Annotated in this window: 7 protein-coding genes; 4 read left to right on the plus strand and 3 right to left on the minus strand. The window is 42.3% G+C overall.

Features of this window, described 5'->3' with window-relative positions:
- Positions 1-60 precede the first annotated feature (60 nt).
- From A4V03_RS11880 to nudC, 3 genes are all read left to right on the plus strand, one after another.
- Complete coding sequence (locus A4V03_RS11880; RefSeq protein WP_065540401.1) at positions 61-1,434, plus strand: FAD-dependent oxidoreductase; 1,374 nt, start codon at positions 61-63, stop codon at positions 1,432-1,434.
- A 381-nt stretch (positions 1,435-1,815) separates the two neighbouring features.
- Positions 1,816-3,516, plus strand: coding sequence for an ABC-F family ATP-binding cassette domain-containing protein (locus tag A4V03_RS11885; protein WP_065539042.1), 1,701 nt, complete (start codon positions 1,816-1,818; stop codon positions 3,514-3,516).
- A gap of 80 nt (positions 3,517-3,596) precedes the next feature.
- Entirely contained in the window at positions 3,597-4,415 is an 819-nt protein-coding gene (gene nudC / locus A4V03_RS11890) for an NAD(+) diphosphatase (RefSeq protein ID WP_369882202.1), read from the plus strand.
- Positions 4,416-4,805: 390 nt separating this feature from the next.
- Here the strand turns inward: nudC and A4V03_RS11895 are convergent, their stop codons facing one another.
- The 3 genes from A4V03_RS11895 to A4V03_RS11905 form a co-directional block, all read right to left on the minus strand.
- Complete coding sequence (locus A4V03_RS11895; protein ID WP_065539044.1) at positions 4,806-6,551, minus strand: phospho-sugar mutase; 1,746 nt, start codon at positions 6,549-6,551, stop codon at positions 4,806-4,808.
- Between the two features lie 159 nt (positions 6,552-6,710).
- Positions 6,711-8,354 (minus strand): C69 family dipeptidase, encoded by a 1,644-nt coding sequence (locus A4V03_RS11900; protein ID WP_065540403.1) that lies wholly within the window; start codon positions 8,352-8,354, stop codon positions 6,711-6,713.
- A 28-nt stretch (positions 8,355-8,382) separates the two neighbouring features.
- Entirely contained in the window at positions 8,383-10,035 is a 1,653-nt protein-coding gene (locus A4V03_RS11905) for a M23 family metallopeptidase (RefSeq protein ID WP_065540402.1), read from the minus strand.
- A 199-nt stretch (positions 10,036-10,234) separates the two neighbouring features.
- Here A4V03_RS11905 and A4V03_RS11910 point away from each other — a divergent pair, with 199 nt between their 5' ends.
- Positions 10,235-12,859: a zinc-dependent metalloprotease gene (locus tag A4V03_RS11910; protein WP_065539045.1), complete on the plus strand. Its 2,625-nt coding sequence runs from the start codon at positions 10,235-10,237 to the stop codon at positions 12,857-12,859.
- Positions 12,860-12,861: the final 2 nt, after the last annotated feature.

Consider the following 12,861-nt stretch of genomic DNA (forward strand, 5'->3'; position numbering starts at 1 on the left):
AAACAAATCGTATTTTCAGACTGTTATATAGTCTCATACGAATCGTCAATACAAGAAGTTATGAAACAATATGATGCAATTATTATAGGATTCGGCAAGGCAGGGAAAACCCTGGCTGCCGAACTATCGAACCGCGGATGGCAAGTGGCCATCGTAGAACGTTCTAACATGATGTATGGAGGTACTTGTCCGAACGTAGCCTGTATTCCAACCAAAACACTGGTGCATGAGGCAGAGGTTTCCGCCTTGCTTCACCACGATGATTTTCCGCAACAGGCGAATATGTATAAACAAGCCATCGACCGAAAGAACCGTCTCACTTCCTTTCTTAGAAATGATAACTACGAAAGATTAAGTAAACGTCCCAACGTGACTATTTATACCGGAACAGGGTCTTTCATATCCGCCGATACCATAAAAGTGGAACTTCCCGAAAGCGAAATCGAACTGAAAGGAAAAGAGATCTTTATCAACACGGGGGCTACTCCCATTATCCCTGCAATAGATGGTATTCAGCAAAGTCAGCATGTATATACCAGCAGCGCACTTCTGGAATTAAGCGTACTTCCTCATCACCTGATTATCATAGGTGGAGGATATATCGGACTGGAGTTTGCTTCTATGTATGCCAATTTCGGCAGTAAAGTAACGATACTGGAAGGAGGAAACAAATTTATGCCTTGCGAAGATCGGGATATTGCAAACAGCGTCAAAGAAGTGATGGAGAAGAAAGGTATTGAAATCCATCTGAACGCTCGGGCGCAGTCTATCCACGACACGAATGACGGAGTGACAGTGACCTACTCGGACGTATCCGACGGTACTCCTTATTATGTAGATGGGGATGCCATTCTTATCGCAACGGGACGTAAACCGATGATTGAGGGATTGGATCTGCAAGCAGCGGGCGTAAAAGTTGATGCCCACGGAGCTATCATCATAAACGATCAGTTACGCACTACTGTTCCTCATATATGGGCAATGGGAGATGTGAAAGGCGGATCACAGTTTACTTATCTCTCGCTGGATGATTTCCGGATTATCCGCGATCAGCTCTTCGGCGACAAGAAACGTGATATCGGAGACCGTGATCCTATACAATATGCAGTGTTTATTGATCCGCCATTGGCACATATCGGAATCAGTGAAGAAGAAGCGCTGAAAAGAGGATACTCATTCAAGGTTTCCCGGTTGCCGGCATCCTCCATCGTCCGTACCCGTACATTGAGGCAGACAGATGGTATGCTAAAAGCTATCATCAATAATCATAACGGGAAGATTATGGGCTGTACTCTATTCTGCACCGATGCTTCAGAAATTATCAATATCGTAGCTATGGCAATAAAAACAGGGCAGACGTCTACGTTCTTGCGCGATTTTATCTTCACACATCCCAGCATGAGTGAGGGATTAAACCAACTGTTTGATGTATAAGAATGAGAAAGAGTATAACTCACTTCTTTCTAAAACAAAGCCTCTGAATAGGGTAAACAGAGGCTCTATTGGGAGTAATCGGAGGCTCTGAATGAGGTAAACGGGGCCTCTGAATAAATGAAATTCATTCTTTTTTCAGTCTTAATAGAGTGAAATCGAATAAAAAGTATTATCTTTGCAGTCAAGTTAAACTATATACCTACCGCAATGATAATTACTAAGTAAGACAACACTTCTAAGTAAACATCACTTTTCTTATATGCTTTTTCTATATTGTCAAGCATCACGAAATCCGTGTTGTTTAGCCAGTATTGTGTTTGTCGTTCCCCCTATCCTGTGATTTTTTCACTCTATTTTCAACCTCAAACCCAATAGATCATCATGTCTATCAGTATCCAACAAATCAGCTATATCCATCCGGATAAAGAAGTATTATTCAGTGACCTCAATTTCGCCATCAGTAAAGGACAGAAATTGGGATTAGTCGGTAACAATGGTTGTGGCAAGTCTACTTTGCTACAAATTATTGCCGGGCAGTTATCCCCCTCTTCCGGTGTCATTGTCCGCCCGGACGATCTATATTATATCCCGCAACATTTCGGGCAATATGATTCACTGACCATCGCACAGGCTCTTCAAATAGAGCGCAAACAGCAAGCTCTGCACGCCATCCTGGCAGGAGATGTCTCAAACGAGAATTTCACCATTCTAAATGATGACTGGAATATCGAAGAACGTTCCATCGCCGCTCTCGATTTATGGGGATTAGGACAGTTTACGCTATCCTACCCGATGAATCTGCTTAGTGGCGGCGAGAAGACCCGCGTATTCCTGGCAGGTATGGACATTCATCATCCGTCTGTCATACTTATGGATGAACCGACCAATCATCTCGATTCTTCCGGCAGACAACGTTTATATGACTGGGTAGAAAAATATCGTTCCACCCTGTTAGTGGTAAGTCATGACCGTACTCTGCTCAATCTTCTCCCCGAGATTTGCGAACTGGAGAAGCATCAAATCAATTATTATGGCGGAAATTACGAATTCTATAAAGAACAAAAAACGCTGATGCAGGAAGCATTGCAACAACGTATTGAAGAAAAAGAAAAGGCACTACGTATCGCCCGTAAAGTGGCTCGCGAAACGGCCGAACGTAGGGACAAACAGAATGTACGCGGCGAAAAGAGTAATATAAAAAAAGGAGTTCCGCGCATTATATTGAACGCACTCCAAGGGAAATCCGAGAAGAGCATCAGTAAACTGACAAGCGTTCATCAGGAGAAAGCTGAGAAGTTAACAGATGAGCGCAACCAGCTTCGAGGTTCGCTCTCTCCGACTGCGGCATTAAAAACCGATTTCAACAGTTCCTCGCTTCATACCGGGAAGATATTAGTGACAGCAAAAGAGATTAACTTCAGTTATCATTCCAATTCGGTTAACAATAATATGCTGACGAATGATGAAATTAATTCTTCTAATATAGATTATCATAATAATCCAGACAGCATTGATATTCAGGAAAATAGTATTTCAAAGCAACAGCTTTGGCAAACTCCTGTCAGCTTTCAGCTAAAGAGCGGAGACCGCCTCCGTATAGAAGGAACCAACGGTAGCGGGAAAACAACTCTATTGAAATTAATCACCGGCCAACTTCAACCACAGGAAGGCACCCTGACACGGACGGACTTTAGCTCTGTCTATTTGAATCAAGAGTATTCGATCATTGACGACCGGAACAGTATTCTTGAACAGGCTTACGCTTTCAACAGCCGGAATCTGCCGGAACATGAAATAAAGATTATTCTGAACCGTTACTTGTTTCCTGCATCCGAATGGGACAAATCCTGCCGGAAACTTAGTGGTGGTGAGAAAATGCGTCTCGCTTTCTGCTGTCTGATGATTAGTAACAATACTCCCGATATGTTTATCCTGGATGAACCTACCAACAATTTGGACATACAAAGTATTGAAATTATCACTGCTACTATCAAAAATTATACAGGCACTGTGATAGCAATCTCACACGACAATTATTTTATTCAGGAAATTGGTGTCGAACAATGCATTTTATTGAGTTAGTCTATTGATATTTTATCTGATAAGTCTAAATATCAATCTAGTTTTTTTATAACTTCGCAGCGCGAAGATCAAGAATTAGAATTAAAATGAATCAGACAACACAATCATGGTGGTTTATCTTTTACAAAGACCAACTGCTTCTTGAGAAAAAAGAGGATGGCATATATGCTATCCCGTGTAAAGAAAGCTCTCCTATTGTTATTAAAGAAAAAACAACCGTACACAATATCACTACACTGGAAGGGAGAAACTGCAAGGCTTTCTCCCTCTCCTCTCCCATTGAAGAATCGGAGCAATGGGTAATGATAGGACTTCGTGCCTCCTATGAATATCTTCCTTTGTCTCATTATCAGACAGCAGGAAAAGCACACGAGATTCTGCATTGGGATAGAAACAGCCGCTTTTGTTCCGCCTGCGGCACGCCTATGGAACAGAAAGAATCTATCATGAAGCGTTGTCCGAAATGTGATCGGGAGGTATATCCTTCCATTTCCACAGCGATTCTTGTATTAGTAAGAAAAAAAGATTCACTACTTTTAGTGCACGCCCGCAATTTTAAAGGAACATTCAACAGTCTCGTTGCCGGATTTCTGGAAACCGGAGAAACGCTAGAAGAATGTGTAGCACGTGAAGTGAAAGAAGAAACCGGACTGGATGTAAAGAATATCACTTATTTCGGTAATCAGCCCTGGCCTTATCCCAGCGGATTAATGGTCGGCTTTATTGCTGATTATGCCGGAGGGGAAATCAACCTCCAAGATGAAGAATTGAGTTCGGGAGACTTTTATACAAGAGACAATTTACCCGAACTTCCCAGAAAACTTAGTCTTGCCCGAAAAATGATTGATTGGTGGATAGAGCATCCAAATGAACAATATGGCATAAATGGACTTGGATAGGCACGAAAAAAAGAAATAGCACTGACTGAAAAATAGACTAAGAAAGCAGGCCACGAAATACACATAACTACAAACGAACAACTTACGAATATGAAACTGAACGTATCACTCTAAAGCATCAACAAAACTTGTGTATCCGCAGCCTGCCTGTTGAAATTGAGATGATGCCAATACAACAAGATTCGGGCAAGAAGGATTAGCAAGTGGACTTAAAGAATGCAAAGGAAATGAAAGAACTGTGCCAAATGAGGAAAAAAGCCCGAAAATAGGCAGAATCAGGGCTATGCATAGAGAAAAAGAAGCGCCTCCATAATCTTTTCGAAGATTATGGAGGCGCTATTTATTATTTATCTTTCGTTATCTATATCTGAAATTTCAGCAGAAACCCAATCAGATACCTAATGATTTCTTCACTGCTTCAATCTTTTCCATTGCGGCAGATTCGGCAGAAGCATAACAATTGCGGCATCCCATTTCGCCCTGAACTTCCATATAGAACTTAATCTTCGGTTCTGTACCTGAAGGACGAACAGAAACTTTGCTACCGTCTTCAGTGAAATACTGAAGTACGTTAGATGGTTCCGGCATATCGATTGCAGTTACGTTACCTTTATCATCTGTCTGTTTCAGTGCCTTATAATCTTTGCTCAGGATCACTTTAGAGCCACCCAATTCTTTCGGAGGATTGGCACGGAAGTTCTCCATCATAGCTTTGATTTCTTCTGCACCGCTCTTACCCGGTTTCACTACGTTTACAGTAAACTCTTTAGAGAATCCGTATTCTACGTAGATATCCAGCAACAACTGATACAAGGATTTACCATTATCTTTTGCCCATGCAGCAACTTCAGCAATCAAACAGCAAGCTGATACGGCATCTTTATCGCGAACGAAATCTTCGGCAAGGAATCCGTAGCTTTCTTCACCACCACCGATATATTTCTGTTTGCCTTCACGCAGACGGATTTCACGGGCAATCCATTTAAATCCGGTGTAACAGTCAAGCATTTCGATATTGTTCTTATCTGCGATTTTCTTGATTAATTCAGTTGTAACGATTGTCTTCACGCAGAACTCGCCACCTTTAATCTTACCCAGTTGTTTGTACTGCGTCAGAATATAATAAAGGTACATCATACAAGTCTGGTTACCGTTAATCAGTACCCATTCGCCTTTATCATCCTTGCAAGCAATACCTACACGGTCAGCATCCGGATCGGAAGCCATAACGAGGTCAGCATCAATTTCTTTGGCAAGGTTTACAGCCATAGAAAGAGCTTCCGCGTTTTCCGGGTTCGGAGATACGACAGTCGGGAAGTTACCGTCCTTAATCATCTGTTCGGGCACAGTAAATACGTTTTCGAATCCCCACATTTTCAATGCACGAGGAATCAACATCATACCTGTACCGTGGATCGGAGTATAGACAATCTTCATGTCTTTGTGACGGGTGATAGCTGCCGGATCAATAGAAACAGTTTTCACCATGTCCAGATAAACCTTATCGATGTCTTCACCAATAATCTGAATCAACTCCGGATTTCCCTGGAATTTAATATCGGCAGCAGAAGCAATTGCATTCACTTCGTCGATGATACCTTTATCGTGTGGAGCCAATACCTGTGCACCATCGTCCCAATATGCCTTGTAACCGTTATATTCTTTCGGATTGTGAGAAGCAGTCAGAATGATACCGCTCTGGCAACCGAGGTGACGGATGGCGAAAGACATTTCCGGTGTCGGACGCATGTCGTCAAACAGATATACTTTAATACCATTGGCAGAGAAAATATTAGCAGAAGTTTCTGCAAACAAACGGCTGTTGTTGCGGCAATCGTGACCGACTACTACAGAAATCTGCGGCAGGTCTTTGAAGTTCTTTTTCAGATAGTTGGAAAGTCCTTGAGTGGCAGCACCTACCGTATAGATATTCATACGATTGCTACCTACGCCCATAATACCACGCAGACCACCAGTACCAAATTCAAGATCTTTGTAGAAAGCTTCAATTAGTTCGGTTTTATCATCGTTTTCCAACACACGTTTCACTTCAGCCTGGGTTTCAGCATCATAAGCCGGGGTTAGCCATTTTTCGGCTTTTTCAGTGACCTGTTTAATAAGTTCCTGATTTTCCATTTCGATTGTTATTTATTGGTTAATGAATTATTTATTATCAATTTCTTGAGCACACAAATGTAAAATAATAAGTTTATAATTCCTATTCTTTTAATTGAAATTTGAGAATTAAGAATTAGAAAGCGATATACTTAATACCTAATAGTTCATACTTAATATCTATTCTTGTGGCACTTTATATCTGTCACCAGTCTGCTTGACATATTCCTGCAAGAATTCTTTCGGATATCCGGGACGCATCACTCCGGCAGGTTGTCCGATGGAATTACGCTCAAACTTACCGTCTTTAACGCGTTTCACCACTCCATCATTGTACTTCACAATCAAGAATGTTCCCAATTGTTTCCAAGTATCGAAAGTGCTCTGTGCGGTCATATTTGTATAGTTTGTCAGAAAGTCAACTGCTGCGTTCTTATCTTTTGCCAGCAGTTTGGCAGCCATTTCTTCAATGCCTTCCTGTGCATTGTTGAAAGTAGTTTCCATTTCTTTCTGCGCTTCCCGTACATCACCGATCATCAAATCATAACGCGGATAGACCATATTAGATACCCAGTTGAAAATCCAGAAAGCAGAGTTCCAGGAGAAAGTAATATAATCGGCTCCGTCTACACGGGTATAACATACCGGCGCTTTAGTAGCACAACAATAAACCGGGGTAAATACTGCCATGTTCGCATCATCCACGCCAAACCAAAGTACTCCGCCTATCGGGTCCGGCTTGTTAGCGCGCATTTGTGCAACAAATACAAACCCGCTTTGTTGAGTGGAAATCGGACGTTCGTTGAAATATTCCTGCCCGTCTACCTTGAAGTTCAGAGGAGAAAGACGGTAAGGTGTCTTATAAGGTCCGGCTCCGAAATCATTGGAAATGTCAAGGGGCGTTCCTTCATAATGGTCACGCATCATATCTTTCACATCTTGCACGGATAACTTCTGTTTCGGTTTCACAAAAAGAGGCATCGGCGTATTAGTCTTTCCCTCAATGTAAGGAAGATAATCTTTTCCGTTATCCGTAAACTTATTAAAATAGCTCCACACACGAGCCTCACAGAAACGACGGGCACCAAAATCAAGAGGCGCATAGGCTAATGAGAAACTAAAGTCTTTATTTACTCCATTAAAATATCCCTTTTCGCGAGCAAAAGAAATGACATCCGGAGAATACATACAGTTTTCCTTGTCGTTCATATCAAACTGGTGGATACGTGACTGGTTCGCATGAGCTGAGATACAATCATCAGGCACGCGTACTGCTACCCAAACCGCTCCACGGATGCTGGGACCTTTACCAATCATTTCCATAATCCATATTTCGTTCGGATCGGCAATAGTAAAGGATTCTCCTTCGCTATAGTAGCCGTATTGCTGCACTAAATCGGTCATAATCTTAATAGCTTCACGGGCAGTGCGCGAACGTTGCAAACCGATATAAATCAGACTTCCGTAATCGATAATCCCTGTAGAATCGGCCAATTCCGGACGTCCGCCGAAAGTTGTCTCACCAATGGTAACCTGATATTCATTCATATTACCAACTACATTATAAGTTTGGCGTGCCTGCTCTATTTCTCCCAGATACTTGCCAGTATCCCATTCATAAACTTTCAGCATCGTCCCTTTGGGATAGGTGGCAGCCGGATAATGATAAAGTTCTCCGAATAAGCCATACGAGTCGGCAGAATAGGAAACAATCGTCGAACCATCGGCAGACGCATTCTTTCCGACAATCAGATTGGTACAGGCGAAAGTGTTCGCCACGGCCGCCATCAATACAGCGGCACAAAGAATAATTCTTCTCTTCATAATAAATATATGATTCATTTTTAATAATTTACCAAACAAAGCTTTCACGGACCACTGTTTCATTCCCACAGTAATCGGTCACTGTAAATTCAACAGTATGTTTGCCTCCTTTCTTAACGCGTTTCGGGTCTAACGTACATTCCCAGTACGATTTCACAATATTGGGACGTCCGAAAAGCGCATACTTTCCGTCAATCGTACCGCGATAGGAAGCAATTCCCGTACCCTGATCTTTCAGTCGACAGACAATCTTTCCGTTTCTTCCCCAGTGATTCTTGTTGACAGGGATAATCTCCGGCGGGATGGTATCGATGGCAACAGTGTAAGTTCCCAACTCCCGGATAGATGCTTTCATGTATCCGTCTTCATACTTTCCGCCTACGCTGTATTTTCCTCCTTTTGGAGTTATGCGGGCCACATAATATTTCGTCGTATCGGCAATTGGTTTTCTACGCAACCCGATACACAGTTCACAAGCTGCGTGCAGCGGAACCGTCTTATCATTCAACTGATAAGTAAAAGCAACGGCACCACTATCCGCCTTCACCTGATAATTAAGGGGAACATCATCATACAACATTCCTTTCGGAACGACCAGGTTCAATCCCGGTTCTTGCAGATAATTAGTCTTATTCCAGGTAAAATAATATTTCTCCCGATGATTCAACGGTTCAATCGGTTGCTTCCGCCCCCGTACAGTGAAACTATATTTGGAAGTGTTTCCGAAAGCATCTTTTAATGTATATAAGAACTGATAGTCCCGTTCCTCGTCAATCGTCACCAAGCCACGGTTATCATTCGATGCTTTTAACAGACGCAAAGTGTTACCCGGATCAATGAATGATTTCATATATTGTCCGTAAGTCCAGGAATTAATCATCCGGTTCTCTTCCTGCGAGAAACGATCTACGGTGCTACGAAATATTTCATTTCCATCTACCGTAAGCACAACCGAATAAACTCCATAATGGTTATTCACTCCATCCATGTAATCGTATGCTTTGATCCCCACACCTATCATTCCCCATGCTTCCACCGGACACTCGCTATTGGGAAGGATGGTTTTATTCTCTTGCTTTCCATCCACTACTCCTTTACCCGGCTGTGGAAAAAATAGAATGCCATCCGCTTTCGGAGCGCGCGTATCTTTTATTTTCGACCGAAAGAAAGGCATAGGATCAACATAATCTCCCGATTCCGTTTCAAATACATCCAGGTGAAGATGCGGACCGAACGAATATCCGGTGTTTCCGCTCCATGCGATCTGCTGCCCCCCTTTCACCGGATATTCTCCCGGTTCGGGAACAATCTCTACTTCCCAGCTTTCTTCTTCATATTGAAGTTTCTCCACCCTTTCGGCAATGGGAGAAACAAAACCATTCAAATGGCGGTTGATCGTTGAATAGCCATTGTGATAACAGACATCAAGTACATATCCCGAACCATTCGTGACGCGAATACGCGAAATATAGCCATCAGCGAGAGCACGAACGGGTTTACCGATAACTCCGCCTGTTTTAAAATCCAGTCCGCCGTGGAAATGATTGGAACGGATTTCCCCAAAGTTTCCACTCAATGTAAGAGGAAAGTCAAAAGGAGGTACAAAAGTTGCTTGCTTCTTCTCTTGTCCATACCCTCCGATACAGCAAGCCAGCATCAGAGCAGTAATATATCGTCTCATCATTCCGTTCACTTTTTTACTCCCGCAAATGTACACTATTCCCACTAAACTATGAAATATCCGAGGAGAATGATGACCGTAGATACTAGTTAATATTTCTTTTTAATGTTATATTGATTGCAAATTAATAGTCATTGTGTTATTTATATTAGTAATTTTGTGACCGTTTTTTTAATTATAATTAAAAGTTAGAGACTCAATGAGAATGTATGTCAAAGTAATGGCAGCGGTCATTGCATGTATATTGCTGAGTGGAGAAACGTTCTCAGCATTTGCAACTACCCCCGCTACAGAAAATCTGAGTTGGTTTAAAAAGAAAAAGAAGAAACCAGAAGAGAAGAGTAAAAGCGACTACGAGAAATTAGTGGAAGACAGTAAAACAACCAAAGGGATGTTTACTGTACATCAACAGAAGAATGATTATTATTTTGAAATTCCCACTTCACTTTTGGGACGTGACTTATTAGTTGTCAATAAGCTGCAACGAGTCCCTGCCGAACTTAACGATGCGGGCGTAAACCGCGGAGTAAACTATGAGAATCAGATGGTTTGCATGGAATGGGACAAAGCGACGGGCAAACTAATGTTACGCCAACAACGCCCATTACCTCTGGCCCCCCAAACGGACGCTATCTTCCGTTCGGTAAAGGATAATTTTATCTCTCCACTAATTGCCGCATTCAAAATCGAAGCAATCAATGCAGATTCTACGGCATTAGTAATCAAGGTAAATGATATTTATGACGGTACGGAAACCAGTATCAATAATGTATTTACCAATATTAATCTGGGTACTTCGGCCATCAAGAATTTATCACGTATTCTATCCATCAAATCTTTTTCAAACAATGTCGTGGCAACTTCCGAGTTGACCACTCGGGTAACGGAAGGAACTACTACTGTTTATGTAACGGTGGAGGTTAGTTCGTCTATTCTCTTATTGCCCGAAAAGCCGATGATGGGACGATTCGACAATCAGAAGGTCGGTTATTTCACGAATCCGTTATTAAGTTTCAGCGATGCACAGCAGCGTACGGATAAGACACAGTATATCACCCGCTGGCGCATGGAACCCAAACCGGAAGATCGGGAGGCTTACCTGAAAGGTCAGATGGTGGAACCTGCCAAACCGATTGTCTTCTACATTGACAATTCAACTCCTTACCAATGGCGTTCGTACATTAAGAAAGGTATTGAAGACTGGCAGATTGCTTTTGAAAAGGCTGGTTTCAAGAATGCGATTATCGCCAAAGAAATCACTGACAGTATGCATGTAGACATGGATGATGTCAACTATTCCGTAGTGACTTATGCTGCTTCGGAAAAGAAAAATGCAATGGGACCTTCTTTGTTAGATCCCCGTTCCGGAGAAATCCTGGAAGCTGATATTATGTGGTGGCACAATGTGCTTTCTATGGTACGTGAATGGATTACTGTCCAGACCGGAACAGTGTGTCCGGAAGCACGTAATGTGCAATTGCCCGATGCTTTGATGGGAGATGCCATTCGATTTGTAGCTTGTCATGAGGTAGGCCACTCTTTAGGACTCCGCCACAATATGATGGGTTCATGGGCTTTCCCAACAGATTCATTACGTTCCGAAGCATTCACTTCCAAAATGAATTCTACCGCTTCATCTATCATGGATTATGCACGATTCAATTATATCGCACAGCCTGGAGATGGAGTGAAAGTTCTTTCTCCGCATATCGGTCCATACGATATGTTCGCTATCGAATATGGGTATCGTTGGTACGGAAAGAATACTCCGGAAGAAGAAAAGGATATTTTATTCGATTTCTTGAGCAAACATACTGATCGGCTTTATAAATATAGTGAAGCACAAGACGTACGCGATGCGGTAGACCCACGTGCACAGAACGAAGACTTAGGTGATGATCCGGTTCGTTCTTCTTTACTTGGTATTGAGAATCTGAAACGCATCGTTCCACAAATTCTTCAATGGACTACTACCGGTGAGAAGGGACAAACTTATGAAGAAGCATCTCGCCTCTACTACGCTGTAATCAACCAATGGAACAACTATTTATATCATGTCCTTGCCAATATTGGCGGTATCTACATTGAAAATACAATTGTAGGAGACGGCGTTAAAACTTATACATTCGTAGAGAAAGAGAAACAACAAGCTTCACTGAAATTTCTGATGGATGAAGTTTTGACATACCCTAAATGGCTGTTTGACACGGAAGTGGGGCAATATACTTATCTACTTCGCAATACTCCCATCGGAAAACAGGAAAATGCTCCTACACAAATCTTAAAGAACGCCCAAGCCTATATCCTTTGGGATTTACTTGGCAATACTCGTTTGATGCGTATGATAGAGAATGAATCTGTCAATGGAAAGAAAGCCTTTACAGTAGTGGAACTTATGGACGGACTTCATAAGAACATATTCGGTGTTACCGAACGCGGTGGCATCCCTAACGTAATGGAACGTTCTTTGCAGAAAAACTTCCTCGATGCATTACTTACAGCCGCTGCAGAACCTGAAGCCGTTAAAATCAACAAGAAAATTGCCAACGAGCATTTCTTGCTTGACCACGCTACTCCTTTCTGTAGCTGTTACGCTGCCGAACAGCGTGCACTTCGTCAGGAAGACCGGATGGGTGCTCCACGTGTGCTCAACTTCTACGGCAGTCAGCTCAACCGTATTTCAGATGCTATTTCTGTGAAACGCGGTGAATTATTACGTATCAAGAAGTTGTTGCAGAACCGTCTCGGAACTTCCGATACCGCTGCACGCTATCATTATGAGGACATGATTCTGCGTATTAATACGGCTTTAGGAATCAAATAAAA

The organism is Bacteroides caecimuris, assembly GCF_001688725.2.
Taxonomy (GTDB): Bacteria; Bacteroidota; Bacteroidia; order Bacteroidales; family Bacteroidaceae; genus Bacteroides; species Bacteroides caecimuris.